Source organism: Roseivirga misakiensis (assembly GCF_001747105.1).
Classification (GTDB): Bacteria; Bacteroidota; Bacteroidia; order Cytophagales; family Cyclobacteriaceae; genus Roseivirga; species Roseivirga misakiensis.
Map to the genome: position 1 here is coordinate 79,272 of NZ_MDGQ01000004.1, position 16,707 is coordinate 95,978.

A 16,707-nucleotide genomic window follows, 5' to 3' on the forward strand; every position below is an offset into this window, starting at 1 on the left:
AAGGAACTGGTCATAGAAATTAAGCTCCTTTTTTAATCATCATTTGTAGGTTCAAAGTCTGGACCCACAGTAATGGCGTTAATAAAAAACACTTTGCGAATATTTGGCTTTGTTTCATCAGAACGCACATGTTGAAGCCCATATATGAGATATTTATTTCCATACCATCTAGAAATTCCGCGGTATAAGTCTCTTTCGAATTTCAACTTATCGTCATCGTAAATTAGCTCCAACTCGCTCTTATTACCTTCTTGGCTTTCTTTGTCATTAAGGTATTTTACCACCAACTCTTTGTCATGATAAAAAGCGTAAAAGCCTTTATTCTCATGCCATTGAAAAGCACCGAAATCCTCAAGGGCGCCGTCTACATTTTCTTCAATTTCAAAGCTACTATCCCATTGTACTTCACCTTTTTCGTCCAGCACAAGCGCAAAAGCATGTGTAAAATTAAAATCAGATCTTACACCACCTTGTACTGGAGTTGTTGGAATTCTACCCAATCCTTGCCCCTGAAAAGTTCCAATTCCTGTATTATTTAAGTCCGCAAACCTGCTAAATCGCGTTCGGTTTCTCCAGTAGTTATCTGTACTAACAGTCCATGGTTTGAAAAACTCTCCGGCCACGATTAGCTTTCCATCTTCTTCAATAATTTCTCTAAAAAGCGCATCTGTTTTATAACGCCATTCTCTATTGTTCTCTCGGGCACTTAGTGCCTTTTCCTTCAGCCTTGTCGCTCGTTTTTCACCAACGTGATCCAAGAAAGTCTCAAACTCACCGAAATAGTAATACTTCATGGTTTGCTTTCCAGTTCTGTCAACATGATTGACATAAATACCTGATGGATATGTACCCGTTTTTATACTGTAAAGCCCTACGATCGTCTGGGTACGGTCAATGATAGATGATGATATTCCCGACAACAGCTGGTGACCTTCCTCGGTTTCTAACTGGTAGTCTCGTACTGCATTTCCCTTGTAATCATAAGTATTGACCAAGATGGTTCGGTCCTTAGCATCATTTATTTCCGAGGCAACTACGTTGAAAGTAAGACTATCTCGGTTTATCCTTACTTCAAGCAAATCCGAGTTATTCTGATAGACATTCGGCAGTGTTCTCACATTTCCGCCAGCCAAATCATAGGCAAAAACAGCAGGTCTACTTTCTATATATCCACCGATGATTACTGTCTTTTTGATCACCTCAAATTCCTGAATGTCTAACTCTACAATTTGCTTAGGTTCGTAAGAATCTACTTTTTTATTATCCAAGTCTAAGGTGACCAGTTTAATATATCGTTGACTATTTCGATTTTGAAACAGTAAGTATGCCATACCATCTACATAGTGGTAACCTTTCAGGTAAAGCCTTCTAGAAACTTCGAAAAAGCCAGTCCAAGCTTCTTTTAAATTCTTGTCTAGGTATCTGTATTGAATATCAACGTTCTTTGCTGTACCCGGAGACATTGGTTGAACCAACAAAACACCCTTTTCTTCATTTGGAATTACAATGTGGTCTTGATTATTCCATTCATGCGGAAATTCGTAGCGAGCGATATGACCCACTTGACCATTGACTGAAAAAATGGTGAGCAGGAATAGACAAGAAAGTAAAAGGCGTTTTATCATGACTCTGAAATGGCTAATATGATGTCGAATTCTTCTTTCTTCACAGGTTGAACCGATAACCTAGAATTGTTGACCAATACCATATCTGATAAACGGGCATCTGATTTGACTTGTTCAAGTGTAACCGGGTTTTTAAGCTTGTTTTTAGGTACAAAGTCCACCACCACCCACCGATCGTCTTCCGTAGTTGGATCTTGATAAAAGTCGCTAACACATTCGGCAATCCCAACAATTGACTTCTCGTTCACGCTGTGATAAAAGAGGGCTAAGTCACCTGGTTTCATGGCCTTTATGTTATTTCTGGCTTGATAATTTCTGACGCCATCCCAATGGTCTTTACCAAGTTTTACCAAATCATCCCACGAATAGGTATTTGGTTCTGATTTTATTAGCCAGTAGTTCATAAAGACTTATTTTTAACTTTGTAACCCTGAAGTTAACGAAACGATTAGGGGATTAAAAACCCACTAAATCACTTCTCAAATCAAATTATCAAATATTGGACAACGCTACAATACTTAAACAACTGAAACTGCAGGCTGCACTTATGGAGCTTCACGATGAAAACAGTTTTAAAATTCGTGGTTATCAAAATGCAGTATTCAATCTGGACAAAAGTGATATAGAACTTGCCACACTTAACCTTCAGGAACTTGAGCAACTAGATGGTGTAGGAAAAGGTATTGCGGCAACCATTTTTCAGATTTCGACAACGGGTGTTTCAGAAGCGCTCTCTGAGTATTTAGCCTCTACACCAGAGGGCATTGTTGAGCTATTGGATATCAAAGGCATCGGTCCAAAAAAGATAAAAGTTCTATGGAGAGAATTAGGGATCGAAAGTGGCCATGAACTGAAAGAAGCCGCTAATGCTGGTTTGGTCGCCAAATTGAAAGGTTTTGGAGATAAAACTCAACAGGTAATCATTGATGCCTTAGCGTTTAAAGAGGCTAATGCCAACAAGCTTCACTATGCGAATGCTGAGGCTTTGTTGGAAGAGGTTGTAGAGAAACTATCGGCAATTACTGACATTAAAGAAGTTAAGCCAATTGGTGGGCTAAGAAGAAACCTAGAGGTAATCGATCGCTTGGAAATACTTATCTCTGGCGATGATTTTGACGATATGGAAACCGCCATAAGTGATTTACCCGAATTCAAGCAGGATTTAAAAGCTAGCGGACCGATCACTTGGCGCGGTACATACAAAGAACATTTGGTACCATGTGAATTTACGTTTACCGATCCCAGTACATTTATTAAAGACCTTTTTCTACGCTCTGCAAGTGATCAACACCTCGGCACCGCGATAGTAGATAAACAAACTTTAAGAGATATTGTAAACAGTGGCAACTTCGATACCGAACAGGCAATTTACGCTGCGGCGGGTATGGACTATGTTTTACCTGAGTTAAGAGAAGGAACCTTTGAAATAGAGGCGGCCAAAAAGGGTAATCTTCCGAAACTTGTGGAAATGACCGATTTAAAAGGCATTCTTCACAATCACTCTACTTATAGCGACGGAAAACACAGCCTAGAACAAATGGCTACTTACTGCAAGGAGCTTGGCTATGAATATCTGGGGATTTGCGATCATAGTAAATCGGCATTCTATGCTAATGGCCTCAACGAAAACCGAATTATAGAACAACATGCGGAGATCGATCGGCTGAATGAACAACTTGCTCCTTTCAAAATTCTCAAAGGAATTGAATCAGATATCCTTTACGATGGCCAGCTTGACTATGAAGATGAAGTATTGGCCAGTTTTGATTTTATAGTCGCTTCTGTTCACTCCGTATTAAAAATGAATAAACAAAAAGCGACACAAAGGCTTTTAACAGCAATTGAAAATCCATATACCACAGTTTTGGGACACCCAACAGGTCGCTTGTTATTAAGAAGAGAAGGTTATCCGATTGACCACAAGGCCGTAATTGATCATTGCGCAAAGCACAATGTAGTCATTGAGATCAATGCCAACCCATGGCGTTTAGACCTTGATTGGCGTTGGGCAAATTATGCCTTAGAACAAGGTATTATGCTTTCGATTAACCCTGATGCTCACCAGATGTCTGGTTATCACCATATGAAATATGGCCTTTTAGTCGGCAGAAAAGGTGGTTTAACAGCCGAAATGACTTTCAATGCCCTTTCATTAGAAGAGATTACCGAACACTTTAAAAACAAAAAAGCACAAGCCACCGCGCATGCCTAAAAAAGTACTCATTATTCGGTTTTCGTCCATTGGAGATATTGTCCTCACTACTCCTGTGATTAGGGTGATTAAATCTCAACTGGATGATGTTGAAGTACACTACTGTACCAAAAAGCAATATCATAGTATTCTTGAGGCCAACCCGTATATTGATAAGTTTCACTTTCTAGGGGACGATCTAAATGAACTTGCTAAAGAATTAAAGGCTGAAAAATTCGATTTCGTTGTCGATTTACACAACAACCTTAGAACGAAAATTCTCAAGGCGAAACTGAGTACAAAAAGCGAGGCTTTCCCTAAGTTAAATTGGGAGAAATGGTTAGTAGTAAATTTTAAAATCAATAAGCTACCCAACATCCATATTGTCGATCGGTACTTGGAGGCTGCTAAACCCTTAGGGGTAAAAAAGGATCTTTTGGGACTGGACTACTTTATTCCTGAAAAGGACGAGATTGAAGAAGACTGGCTACCAAAAACACATCAAAAGAGTTTTGTAGCATTTGCGATTGGCGGCCAACATGAAACTAAAAAACTCACGCTGGACCGTATGATCGAGTTGTGTGACAAAATCAACAAACCGATAATTCTACTCGGCGGCAAAGAAGATGCTGAAAATGGTGCTAAAATCGAAGCTTTCTTTGACCGAGCAGGTGAAACTGAGGAAAACCGTGAATCTATGGAGGCACTAGGTAAGAATGCCGAAATCTATAATGCTTGTGGTAAATTCAACATCAATCAGTCAGCCTCTATTATAAAAAAAGCGTCTTATGTTTTTACACATGATACTGGTATGATGCACATAGCGGCGGCTATGAACAAAAACATATTCTCTATTTGGGGAAATACCATTCCAGAATTCGGCATGTACCCGTACCAAACCAAATTCACGCTTTTAGAAAACAAGAAGATTTCCTGTCGGCCATGTTCTAAAATTGGTTACGACAAATGTCCAAAAGGGCACTTTAAGTGTATGAATGATATCATTTTTGATTTTTGGCTGCCATGAAACATAAAAGACTCCAGCTGATATCTTTTATCTTACTTGTGCTATCTGCACTTACCGAATTAAGTGAGAGCCAGGGGTGGGTAGCTTATGAAAACCCAGACTTCGTTTTTGGGCTTTCTCTTGGTTTTATACTTGTATCACTCTCTTTTAACATTAAGGTGATAAGAGCGATGGGAATACCTGAAAAAGACCTAAAGCAAAGTCGAAGACTCGCTTTTATCACCGCCGTTTATGCCTTTCTTGTATTTGCCCTCGAGCTGTTTTAACGTTTAGATTTTAAATACTTCTTTTTCTGTTTCCTAGTCATCTCTTGTGTGATCAGCTCATCATCGAACACAGCAGTATAAATTGAATTGCCTTGAAGTTCGGTTAGATTGTAGCGAAAAGTTTGAAACTTTGGGACTACGTATCCGATAGTATACCAATCATCTGAGTCCAGATTTTTATCGTACTTGTATTTCAGATATGAAATTGTCATTACAAAATGTGGCCCAAGATCATAATTAGACCCAGCTACAATCGCTAATGGTGATCCAACAACAATATCATCACCCTCTTTTACAAAGCTTGATTTATTCTTAAACAAAGAGTAAGTGGCTATTGTACCATCACGATGTTCAATTTCGATATAATTACCTCTTTTATTATAGATCAAGCTATTTCCAGTAGCAGAATCATATTGCTCAATTTCTTTAACAACCCCTGACCGAGAAGCATAAATGGTATCATTGAAAGAGGACATGAATGCAAGTCCATAAAGTTTGTCCGAAACGGTCTTTTCATCAAATAACTCTTTAAGCTCGGTAAGTTCCTTGACCTCTACCGACTTGCCAGCCTTGATAGGTAATGCATATTTTATATTTCTAATTTTAGGATTTGCTTTAGCGGCATATATTGAATAATTGAAAGAAAAGTCCTTAAATGACTCCAGTCCTTCTCTTTGCAACTTAAATAGCATTCGCTTTCCATCGCCTACGTTAGCAGCATATGGTAAACTAGTATTAGCTCTTAAACCTAATATTTTATTAAATGAGACCACTAAATGCTGATTTTCTCCAGTCGTATTATTACAATAGAAAACGTAGTCATCATTATCATCAATTACATAGTAAACATTAAAATTAAGGTGCTGTGCTTTACATGGAATTAAAAAAGAGAAGCAAAAAACTACCTGAAATACTAGTTTTAAAATGACCTTCATATACTAAACCGATTAACGTTTAGATTTTAAGTATTTCTTTTTCTGTTTCCTAGACATGTCTTGAGTAATTAAATCATCATTCAGTACGGCTGTATAGGTATAGTTGCCTTGAAGCTCCCTAACTCCCTCTTTCGCTGTACTAAACTTTGGTTTGATGTAATGGTAGGAGTACCACTCATTAGATTTGAGTGCTTTAGAGTAAGTAAATTTCAAATAGCGTATACTCAACCTAAAATTTGGTCCCATTTGATAGTTCTCACCTGTAAGCAAAGCTAAAGGCGCCCCTGCCAAAACCTCATCTCCTTCTTCAACCATGGCTGATTTGCTTTTAAAAATATCATAACTGGCAATGGTTCCATCAGCATGTTTTATGGTCAAGTAGTTTTTGGTTTTGGAAAAAACCACATTTTGCCCCTCAGTATCTTGATCTTGAACTATCTCTTGAACCATGCCACCACGAACAGCGCGAATAGTATCGCCTTCGTTTCCAGTAAAAGCCAAACCGTAATAAATATTTTCAGCAGATGCACCACCAAAAGAAAGTCTCGCATCAGTTAATTTCTTCACGGAAACAGTTTTGCCGGGATCTACTGGCAAAACATAATCTACCTTCTTGATTTTTGGATTAGCAACCCCAGGGTGCGTGTAATATTCAAACTGGAAAGTAGCACCACTTGTCAGCTCATCTCTTTTCATTCTCAAGAGCTTACTCCTGCCAGGCCCAATATTTACTGCTGGCGGGTTAGCTAAGGAAGAAGTATAACCAACCAAATCAGTAAAAATGACCACAACATGCCGATCTTCTCCCGTCGGGTTATTGGCATAGATAATATAGTCTTCTGGATTATTTCTATCCTGCTCTCGAGTCAATCTTACTCTGGGTTGAGCATTGATCGTGTTGTGACCAAAAGTGATAATAAGACTTAGGGCGACGATTTTAAAAAGTATTCTCATTGTAGATGCTGTAAAAACATCCAATCTACATAAACAGCGGTAAAAGACAATATTTAATAATAATATTTATTAAATATTACGATGAGACTAACTGCTTTATCCTAGTATTCCATACAGCAAAGTTGAATTGTTCAACCACCGTTTCCTTCAAGCTTTGAATCTCGTCTAAGTTCAATTGTCCAATACTACCTTCATGGGAGTGATTCACGAGTTTTTGAGGGTTGAATTCTCCTTTTTCAATCGCAAGGCCCACTTGTTTGTAAGCGTCTCGAAATGGCACACCGCTCAACACCAACTTATTCGTTTCCTCTACGCTGAAGAGATATTTGTATTTGTCCTTATCAACTAGGCCAGTACTGATAACTACTTTTTGAAGCATAAAATCGCACATAAATAAGCAGTCTTTCAAATCCTGAATTGCCGGAAAAAGGACTTCCTTAATCAGTTGCATTTCTCTATGGTACCCGACGGGTAAATTCGCAGTTAACAAAGCAATATCATTGGGGAGCGCTTGAATTCGATTACACTTACCCCGCATTAATTCAAATACGTCTGGGTTTTTCTTATGAGGCATAATACTCGACCCCGTTGTCAGCTCATCTGGAAAGGAAAGAAAACCAAAGTCTTGCCCCATATACAAACAGACATCCATGGCAAATTTAGAAAGCGAACCAGCGACTGCCGCCATACCAGTAGCTAAAGACTTTTCGGCTTTTCCGCGCCCCATCATGGCATAAACCACGTTATAATTCAAATCTTCGAAGCCTAATAAATCTGTTGTCAAACGACGGTTTAATGGGAATGATGATCCGTAACCCGCCCCAGAACCCAGCGGGTTTTTATTGACGATTTTATAGGCAGCATGAAGCACGTGTAAGTCATCGACCAAGCTTTCGGCATAGGCGCCAAACCAAAGGCCGAAAGAAGATGGCATAGCTACTTGCATATGGGTATACCCAGGCATTAAAGTTTCCTTATGCCGATCGCTCAGCAAAAGTAAACGATCAAAAAGTGTCGAAACTCCATGGGTTATTTCTTGGATTTCCTGCCGCATAAATAGCTTCAGATCAACTAAAACTTGATCGTTTCGTGACCTGCCACTATGGATCTTCTTGCCCACATCACCTAAACGATCGGTCAGCAAAAGCTCGATTTGAGAATGTATATCTTCAACACCAGACTGAATTTCAAAATCACCGTCCGCTATATCTTGATAAATGGACTTCAATTCTTTATGAATCAGTGCTTTCTCTTGTTGCTCTAATAAACCAATCGAAGCCAACATTTCGGTGTGTGCCAATGAGCCTAGCACATCATAAGGCGCCAATTGAATATCAAATTCCAAGTCTCGACCGACGGTATAGCGTTCTACAATTTCAGAGACATTTGTTTCTTTTTGCCAGAGTTTCATAACGATTTTTCAATGGTTTAATCAGTTTGCGATCGGTAGGTTCTAAAGTAGTTTGTCCAGAATTTTAATGTAGTCTTTAATTCCGTTTTCAATTTCAGACAAGTAAATATATTCATCAGCGGTGTGCGATCTTGCCGAGTCGCCAGGCCCCAGTTTCAAAGACGGAAAGGGCATTAAAGCTTGATCGGAAAGTGTAGGCGATCCATAAGTTTGTTTGCCCAGTTCAAGACCCGCTTTTACAATGGGATGATTCTTTGGAATACCAGATGGATTTAGCCGAGTGGACCTTGGTTTTACAGTGCTACTTACGTTTTCCTCAATGATTTTGAGCGTTTCTAGGTTAGACAAAATATCCGTAGTCCGAACATCCACCACAAATTTGCATTCATCAGGTACTACATTGTGCTGTTTTCCTGCTTCTATGACCGTAACGCTCATTTTAATAGGCCCCAGAGTCTCAGATATCTCCTCAAATTCATGAGTTTTAAACCAATCAATATCTTCAATGGCCTTGTAAATTGCATTTTTTCCTTCATTTCTGGCGGCATGCCCTGATTTTCCCTTGGCCACACAGTCCAACACCATCAACCCCTTTTCAGCAATGGCCAAATTCATTTGTGTGGGTTCTCCAACTATCGCAAAATCAATCGCTGGTAAATGGGGCACAAGATTTTCTATACCTCCTTTTCCTGAGATTTCTTCCTCCGCTGAGGCGGCTAAAATCAGATTGTAAGCCAAATTCGGTTTGGCATAATAATTCAAGAAGGTGGCTATTAAAGAAACCAAACAGCCTCCTGCATCATTACTTCCTAAACCGTATAACTTTTCGTCTTCTATTTTCGCGTCAAAGGGGTCATTTGTATACCCACTGTTGGGCTTCACTGTATCGTGATGCGAGTTGAGTAAAATGGTCGGTTTATTGGGGTCAAAATTTAAATTCTTGGCCCATATGTTGTTTCCAACTCTATCAACTGCAACTGCTTTCTTGCTCAAGAAATCACTAATAATATCAGCAGTTTGATCTTCTTCTTTACTAAAAGACGGTGTTTTAATAAGTGCTTTCAGTAGGTCAACTGCCTCGATCGTTAATGCATCCATTGCCATCAATTTATGGTGATTTTAGTTCCTAATTCACCAAGTAACAAGGCTTTTAGCGACTGAAATGAACCGATTTTAACTTGGTGAACTCCACCTTCAAGTGCATTGAAGGCATTGTCTAGTTTCGGGATCATCCCTGCATGAATTGTACCCTCACTTTTCAGCTTATCGTACCGATCTCTGTATAAAACCTTAATAACTATTTTCTTTCCAAAGTCTTCCAAAACGCCGTTTTGTTCAAAGCAGTAAATCAAATTTACTCGGTAGTTTTCAGCCATAGCCACGCCTAAGATACTCGCAATAGTATCAGCATTTGTATTAAGTAAATTACCCTGCTTGTCATGGGTCAATGGGCAAAAAACCGGTGTCAATTCGGCTTCAATCAACTTAGACAAAGTGGATACGCCAACATCCTCCTTTGTCACATCTCCTACAAAACCATAATCCACTTGTGAAACGGGTCTTTTGACCGCCGACATTACATTGGCGTCTGCACCCGTCAATCCTATGGCATTTTCTGATCTTGCTTGCAGTTGGGCTACAATATTTTTATTGACCAAACCACCATAAACCATGATCACTAGTTCTAAAGTTGGTGCATCCGTAATTCTTCGTCCATCAATGAGTTTAGGGGTTATTCCCAATCGCTCTCCAAAATCGGATGCCACTTTACCTCCACCGTGAACTAGTATTTTCGGGCTAGGTACATCGGTAAAAGCATCCAGAAAAGATGCAAGGGCTTCGTGGTCATCAATCACCTTACCCCCGACTTTGACTATTGTTAACTCCTTCATTTTAAAAGTTCGTTTAAAATGGACTGCGCTGCATAAACTCGGTTCTCAGCTTGTTCTAAATGAATGGCATTTTTGCTATCGAGTACTTCATCCTTAATCACCAAACCTCTTCTCACTGGCAAACAGTGCATTACCTTGGCATTATTCGTAAGTGACAATTGTTTTTGACCGAAAGTCCATTTTTCATCCTGAGATAATACTTGGCCGTAATGCTCATAAGATGACCAGTTTTTAACATAGACAAAATCTGCACCTTCCAAAGCCTCAGCTTGATCATGAAAAACCGAAACTCCATTGCTAAATTCAGGTGCCAGATCATAACCTGCTGGGTTAGCAATAGAAAAATCTACGTCTGCTTGGATCATCCATTCAGCAAATGAGTTTGGCACCGCTTGAGGCAAGGCTTTCACGTGAGGTGCCCAGGTCAGAACCACCTTTGGTTTATGCGAATGGGGCCATTGTTCTTGAATGGTCATCAAGTCCGCTAAGCTTTGTAAAGGATGTCTTGTGCCACTTTCCAAACTCACTACCGGAATACCTGCGTATTTGATGAAAGACTGAAGGAGTATTTCAGCATAGTCCTCTGACCGATCGGTCAAACCGGGAAAAGTTCTAACACCTAGAATATCAAAATATCTGCCCATCACCGCCGCGGCTTCTCGAATATGTTCTGCCTTATCGCCATTCATGACTACGCCATCATTGAATTCTAAGGCCCAACCATCCTTACCAATGTCCAATACAATAGCCTCAGCCCCTAAATTCTGGGCAGCAACTTGTGTACTTAACCTTGTTCTAAGACTCGGATTCAAAAAAACTAAGCCCACTTTTTTCCCTTTTCCGAGCTCGGATTGGAACGGATTATTTTTGAATAAAATAGCCTGTTCGACTAACTGATCAACGTTTTGGACATCTGCTATGCTCGTAAAATGCTTCATAATTCTTTCTTTAAAGCATCAAAAAACTGATCTAGTTCTTCCTGTGTTACGGCTAAAGAAGGCAGTAAACGAAGAGTTTGTTTGTCTGCGGCAGAACCAGTAAAAATGTGATGCTCAAAAAGCAGCTTTTTTCTAAGTTCAGCTACAGGAAAGTCGAAAGCTGCACCGACCATTAAGCCTTTTCCACGAATTTCCTTGACAGCATTGATATCCCCTAATTGCTCAACTATATATGCTCCCATTTCTGTGGCATTTTTCATTAGCCCCTCTTCGGCAAGTACCTCAAGCACCGACAACCCTGCTGCGCAGGCCAGATGGTTACCTCCGAAAGTAGTCCCTAACATACCATGCCATGGCTCTAGTTTAGGGTTAATCAGCACACTCGCCACTGGAAACCCATTACCCATACCCTTTGCTAGGGTGATAATATCTGGTCTAATATTAGCGTATTGATGGGCGAAAAACTTACCTGTTCTTCCCGCCCCAGATTGTACTTCATCCAGAATAAAAACTGCATCGTGTTGCTCGCATAAGTCCTGAGCTTTTTGAAGGAATTGACTCGTTGCTTCAAAAAGCCCCGCCACCCCCTGAATTGGTTCGATGATAAAACCAGCCACCTCGTCGTTAAAGGCTAATTCAAGTGCCTCACAATCATTTAATGGTACAAATTCTACTTCGTGATCGGCATTATATGGCGCAATAATTTTCGGGTTGTGAGTAGCAGCCACTGCACCAGAAGTTCGCCCATGAAAAGCATTTTCCACGGCAATAATTTTCTTTCTCCCCGTGTGAAAGGAAGCCAGTTTCAAAGCATTCTCGTTGGCCTCAGCTCCAGTGCTGCATAGAAATAAGTTATAGTCATAGTAGCCCGAAATCTGGCCTAGTTTCAAGGCCAATTCACCTTGCAAACTGTTCTGAACTGCATTGGAGTAAAAACCGATTTTGTTAAGCTGCTCGGTGACGTTTTTAACATAGGTCGGATGACTATGACCTATTGATATTACGGCATGACCACCATATAAATCCAGATATTCGGCTCCATTTTTATCCCAAAGTTTAGATCCCAGCGCTTTGACGGGTTCTATCGGGTAAAGTGGGTATACATCAAACATTTCCATCAGAAAGCCCCTCCTTTTAATTTCAGCCCAGTAGTCTCTTCCAAACCAAACATCAAATTCATGTTTTGAACAGCTTGGCCAGACGCTCCTTTCAACAAATTATCAATTACCGACTGGATCATTAAATATCCGTTGTGCATGGTTAGGTTAACGAAACATTTGTTGGTGTTGACAACTTGTTTGACATCTAAAGGTCGCTCGCTCACGCTAACAAATGGATGATCTTGATAGTACTCTTTATATACTCTGATCGCTTCTGCCAATGGCCACTCGCAGTACTGATAAGCGGTGACAAGGATTCCTCGCGTAAAATTTCCACGATAAGGAATGAAATTTAATGGCTGATCGAACCAAGGTTGATATTGCATCAAACTCTTCGTCACTTCTGCCATATGCTGATGGTTGAAAGCTTTGTAAGTAGATACATTACTATCTCGCCAGCTAAAATGAGTCGTTTGAGACGGCTGAAAACCCGCTCCTGTCGATCCTGTGATTCCCGAAATATGAACTTCTTTCAAGGCCCCATTATGGGCTAGAGGAAGCAGCGCCAATTGAATTGCCGTAGCGAAACAACCTGGGTTCGCGACATAATTTGCGGATTGAATCGACTCTTTATTTAATTCAGGTAGGCCATAAACCTTGTCATTATCTAATCGGAAATCCTGGCTCAAATCTATCACTTTGACGTGAGCTGGTATTGAATGCTGACTTATGAATTCTGAGGATGCACCATGCCCCATACAGAGAAAAAGAACATCTATTTGAAAATTTAAATCAGCGGAGAAAGTCAATTCTATCTCTCCAAGAAGATCAGGGTGCACAGTATGAAGCTTTTCACCCGCTTGGCTTCTGCTTTGAACAAAAATGATTTCTACTGACGGATGATTGAGCAGCAATCGAACAAGTTCTCCACCAGTATAGCCTGCCCCTCCTATTATTCCTACTTTAATCATGAGTCTCCATTTACTTGGTGATAAATCGCATTTTGATTACCAAAGATTTTGGCAAACCCTTTGACATCATCTCCCGACCATGTCTTGTTCATTTCACCATAGTGACCAAACTTAGCGGACATTAAATCGTGATCAGATTCTATTCCATTTACTTGATAGCGATAAGGTAAAAGGGTCATAAATACTTTCCCTGTGACATTCTGCTGTGTGCTATCCATCATAGCCTCCATGTCGCGCATTACTGGATCCATAAATTGGCCTTCGTGAAGCCAGTTGCCGTAGAAAGCAGCGATTTGGTCTTTCCAATAAATCTGCCACTTGGTTAACACGTGTTTTTCTAAAGCTTGATGAGCTTTTATAGTGAGCAACGCCGCCGCCGCTTCAAAACCAACGCGTCCTTTTATACCAATGATAGTATCTCCTACATGGATATCTCGGCCTATTCCAAAAGGTCCAGCGAGGGTTTCTAAGTATTGGATAGCCTCATGTGATTTGTCAAAACGCTTCTCATTCACTGTTTTTAGTTCCCCATTTTCAAAGCCAAGCGTTAGCTCCTCGGCTTTGTCTTTGGTGACTTGGGTCGGAAAAGCACTTTCTGGCAAGTATCCATTCGACGTTAAAGTTTCCTTTCCGCCAACTGACGTACCCCACAACCCTTTATTGATAGAGTAAGCAGCTTTTTCAAAGTCCATCTCCACACCTTTCGTTTTAAGATATGCTATTTCCTCCTCTCTGGATAGCTGTAAATCACGGATGGGCGTGATGATTTCGGCTTCAGGTAGAAAGCTTTGAAAAATCATGTCAAAACGAACCTGATCATTTCCTGCACCGGTACTACCATGCGCTATATAATCGGCATTCAGAGATTTTGCATGTTTGGCAATGGCGATCGCTTGACTTACCCTTTCGGCACTTACAGACAGTGGGTAGGTGCTGTTCTTTAAGATATTCCCATAAATCAAGTATTTAACTACACTTTGATAGTAATTCTCAGTCTCTTCAACCGTAGTATGACTTTTTACTCCCAGTTCGTAGGCTCTTTTCTCCACTTCTACCAATTCATCTTTTGTGAAGCCACCTGTGTTGACCAATACGGAATGAACTTCTAGACCTTTGTCGTCTTTTAGATATTTTACGCAGTAGGATGTATCTAGTCCGCCACTATAGGCCAATACGACTTTCTTATTTTCCATTTTTATTCTTTTTTGCTTCTCGTTTGAGTAAGACTGTTTTCTTAAATTTTAACCAGCGTTCAAAGAGCTTTAAATCTTTATCTAACTCTCTACCCTTCCATTGGGTGCGCTTCGGTTTTTGATCTTTTTCCCATGCAGGGTTGTACAACATCGCTGTGCAAATGCAGTTTTGCCGCTTCTTGGCTGTAAGAATATCAAAATTGATACAGCTTTGGCAACCCTTCCAGAACTCTTCATCTTGAGTTAACTCTCCGTAAACGACGGGCTTATAACCTAGTTCTGAGTTAATCTTCAAAACAGCTGCTCCTGTTGTTAAGCCGAAAATTTTGGCCTTAGGATACTTTTTCCCCGATAGCTTGAAAGTGGCTTCCTTGATTTTTTTCGCCAGACCCGCCCCTCGAAACTTTTGAGATACGATTAGGCCTGAATTGGCAACAAATTGACCGTGGCTCCAAACTTCGATGTAACAGAAACCTGCCCATTCGCCGCTTTTTGTAGTCGCTATAATGGCTTTGCCTTCCTCGATCTTCTTAGATACATATTCAGGCGTTCGTTTCGCGATACCCGTACCACGTACTTTGGCCGAATCAGCGATCTCTTGTACGATCTCTTGGGCATAGCCTACATCCGATAATTCGGCTGCTCTAATGATGAATTGTTTTTTCATTTTAGAATAATCACCATTCAAAATATTCGGCTGAAAAGTCATGCCAATACTTTGACTTTAGTTGTTAATTATGAGTAATAAATACGATCTGGGGAATTGATGACCACCACATAGGCGGTCGAAATGATATAGGCGCTTAGCGCCTCCTGTTCCTTGCCCTAAGTACAATAGCTTCCATGGCTACTTGAGATAGCGCTAGGGTTGGGTAATATGTAGAAGCTGCTGCTTGCATTTCCTTATTGAGACAACAAAGGAAGTGAAAAGTTTATAAATGGCAAACTTGAGGATTAGAATCAGTCGTTTTTTAAACGATCCACCCGACTATTACCTTCTAACTGTCAAGTTGAAAACAGTAAGAATCGACTATACAGAACTTTAACTAATTGGTTTTATCCCCCAATCCACTCGGCTACGAATAGGTTAGTATCTCTACCACCGCCGTTATTTCTATTGGATGAGAATACAATATGCTTACCGTCATTCGAGAAAACTGGGAAAGCATCGAAGGTTTCGTCTCTGGTGATTCGGGTTAACCCAGTGCCATCAATGTTGATCATATAGAGATTGAAAGGGAATCCTCTTGTCGCCGTGTGATTTGAAGCGAAGATAATTTTCTCACCAGATGGATGGAAAAATGGTGCCCAGTTGGCTTGCCCTAAATCTGTCAATTTTCTTAAATCAGAACCGTCGGCATTACAGATATAGAGCTCCATATCTGTAGGCATCACCAAACCTTCTTTCAACAAGTCTTGATATACCTTTATGTCCTCATCAGTCTTTGGTCTAGAAGACCTGAAGATTAATTTAGAACCATCAGGAGAGAAAAAAGCGCCTCCATCATAGCCAAGTTCATTGGTAATTTGCTTAACGTCAGAACCATCTACATTCATTGTGAATAATTCTAGATCGCCAGTTCTCATGGAAGTAAAGACGATTTTATCACCTTGCGGAGATACAGTAGCTTCCGCGTCATAACCTTCATTTGTGGTCAATTGGTCGATGATATTACCGTCTAAGTCGGCAGTGAAAATATCGTAATCGGGATAAATCGGCCATACATACTTACCATCTTCTCGACGTTCAGGAACAGCAGGGCAGTTTTTATCACCCAAATGAGTAGATCCATAAACAATGGTCTTGTTATCGGCCAAAAAGTAAGAACATGTTGTTCTGCCTAAGCCTGTGCTTACCATTTGCGGTTTATTATTCTTTAAATCATCATTTCTCCAATCGGTGATAAACATTTGATCACACCCTACACCCCACTCTGCGTAGTCCGACTGAAATACCAAGTGCTTATCATCGAAGCTCCAATAAGCCTCTGCATTATTTCCACCAAACGTCAACTGTTTTATGTTTTTTAGGTATTTCATTTCTTCAGGGTGAAGCAACAATGAATCCTGTTTAGACCTAGGTTCGACTACATTCGTCTCTTCCGTTTTTTGCGCCCCACAACCGAAAACCAAAAGGATGAGAAAAACTGATATATATCGCATTGAATTAATGATTCGTTGAATAATGGCGCGAAGATAAGGAT

Annotated in this window: 16 protein-coding genes; 3 read left to right on the top strand and 13 right to left on the bottom strand. The window is 40.2% G+C overall.

From position 1 onward, the window contains the following. Positions 1-32: 32 nt before the first annotated feature. Together BFP71_RS06285 and BFP71_RS06290 are read right to left on the bottom strand one after the other, a co-directional pair. A complete protein-coding gene (locus tag BFP71_RS06285) occupies positions 33-1,625 on the bottom strand; it encodes a hypothetical protein (RefSeq protein ID WP_069834645.1) in 1,593 nt (530 codons plus the stop codon). Further along, positions 1,622-2,029 carry an EVE domain-containing protein gene (locus BFP71_RS06290; RefSeq protein ID WP_069834646.1) on the bottom strand — a complete coding sequence of 136 codons (408 nt, stop codon included), beginning with the start codon at positions 2,027-2,029 and terminating at the stop codon, positions 1,622-1,624. The genes BFP71_RS06285 and BFP71_RS06290 overlap by 4 nt, the downstream gene beginning before the upstream one ends. A gap of 95 nt (positions 2,030-2,124) precedes the next feature. Here BFP71_RS06290 and polX point away from each other — a divergent pair, with 95 nt between their 5' ends. Genes polX through BFP71_RS06305 form a run of 3 tightly spaced genes read left to right on the top strand, consistent with a single transcriptional unit; the run spans position 2,125 to position 5,109 of the window. Further along, positions 2,125-3,837, top strand: coding sequence for a DNA polymerase/3'-5' exonuclease PolX (gene polX, locus BFP71_RS06295; protein ID WP_069834647.1), 1,713 nt, complete (start codon positions 2,125-2,127; stop codon positions 3,835-3,837). After that, positions 3,830-4,843 (top strand): glycosyltransferase family 9 protein, encoded by a 1,014-nt coding sequence (locus BFP71_RS06300; protein WP_069834648.1) that lies wholly within the window; start codon positions 3,830-3,832, stop codon positions 4,841-4,843. Before polX ends, BFP71_RS06300 begins: the two co-directional genes overlap by 8 nt. Continuing rightward, positions 4,840-5,109 (top strand): hypothetical protein, encoded by a 270-nt coding sequence (locus tag BFP71_RS06305; protein WP_069834649.1) that lies wholly within the window; start codon positions 4,840-4,842, stop codon positions 5,107-5,109. Before BFP71_RS06300 ends, BFP71_RS06305 begins: the two co-directional genes overlap by 4 nt. Here BFP71_RS06305 and BFP71_RS06310 read toward each other — a convergent pair. The 11 genes from BFP71_RS06310 to BFP71_RS06360 all read right to left on the bottom strand — a co-directional run bounded on the left by BFP71_RS06310 (position 5,106) and on the right by BFP71_RS06360 (position 16,666). Beyond that, positions 5,106-6,044, bottom strand: a complete 939-nt coding sequence (locus BFP71_RS06310; protein ID WP_069834650.1) for a M23 family metallopeptidase — start codon at positions 6,042-6,044, stop codon at positions 5,106-5,108. The genes BFP71_RS06305 and BFP71_RS06310 overlap by 4 nt on opposite strands. A 12-nt stretch (positions 6,045-6,056) precedes the next feature. After that, positions 6,057-6,998 (bottom strand): peptidoglycan DD-metalloendopeptidase family protein, encoded by a 942-nt coding sequence (locus BFP71_RS06315; protein WP_069834651.1) that lies wholly within the window; start codon positions 6,996-6,998, stop codon positions 6,057-6,059. A 76-nt stretch (positions 6,999-7,074) separates the two neighbouring features. Beyond that, positions 7,075-8,409 carry an argininosuccinate lyase gene (argH, locus tag BFP71_RS06320; RefSeq protein ID WP_069834652.1) on the bottom strand — a complete coding sequence of 445 codons (1,335 nt, stop codon included), beginning with the start codon at positions 8,407-8,409 and terminating at the stop codon, positions 7,075-7,077. Between the two features lie 42 nt (positions 8,410-8,451). Beyond that, entirely contained in the window at positions 8,452-9,513 is a 1,062-nt protein-coding gene (locus tag BFP71_RS06325) for a M20 family metallo-hydrolase (protein ID WP_088124916.1), read from the bottom strand. Then, positions 9,513-10,301, bottom strand: a complete 789-nt coding sequence (argB, locus tag BFP71_RS06330; protein WP_069834653.1) for an acetylglutamate kinase — start codon at positions 10,299-10,301, stop codon at positions 9,513-9,515. Before argB ends, BFP71_RS06325 begins: the two co-directional genes overlap by 1 nt. Further along, positions 10,298-11,239, bottom strand: coding sequence for an N-acetylornithine carbamoyltransferase (locus BFP71_RS06335; protein WP_069834654.1), 942 nt, complete (start codon positions 11,237-11,239; stop codon positions 10,298-10,300). The genes argB and BFP71_RS06335 overlap by 4 nt, the downstream gene beginning before the upstream one ends. After that, positions 11,236-12,357 carry an aspartate aminotransferase family protein gene (locus BFP71_RS06340; RefSeq protein ID WP_069834655.1) on the bottom strand — a complete coding sequence of 374 codons (1,122 nt, stop codon included), beginning with the start codon at positions 12,355-12,357 and terminating at the stop codon, positions 11,236-11,238. Before BFP71_RS06340 ends, BFP71_RS06335 begins: the two co-directional genes overlap by 4 nt. Further along, positions 12,357-13,310: an N-acetyl-gamma-glutamyl-phosphate reductase gene (argC, locus tag BFP71_RS06345; protein WP_069834656.1), complete on the bottom strand. Its 954-nt coding sequence runs from the start codon at positions 13,308-13,310 to the stop codon at positions 12,357-12,359. Before argC ends, BFP71_RS06340 begins: the two co-directional genes overlap by 1 nt. Further along, positions 13,307-14,503, bottom strand: a complete 1,197-nt coding sequence (locus BFP71_RS06350; RefSeq protein WP_069834657.1) for an argininosuccinate synthase — start codon at positions 14,501-14,503, stop codon at positions 13,307-13,309. The genes argC and BFP71_RS06350 overlap by 4 nt, the downstream gene beginning before the upstream one ends. Continuing rightward, entirely contained in the window at positions 14,493-15,170 is a 678-nt protein-coding gene (locus BFP71_RS06355) for a GNAT family N-acetyltransferase (protein ID WP_069834889.1), read from the bottom strand. The genes BFP71_RS06350 and BFP71_RS06355 overlap by 11 nt, the downstream gene beginning before the upstream one ends. Positions 15,171-15,559: 389 nt before the next feature. Continuing rightward, positions 15,560-16,666 (bottom strand): TolB family protein, encoded by a 1,107-nt coding sequence (locus BFP71_RS06360; protein ID WP_069834658.1) that lies wholly within the window; start codon positions 16,664-16,666, stop codon positions 15,560-15,562. Positions 16,667-16,707: the final 41 nt, after the last annotated feature.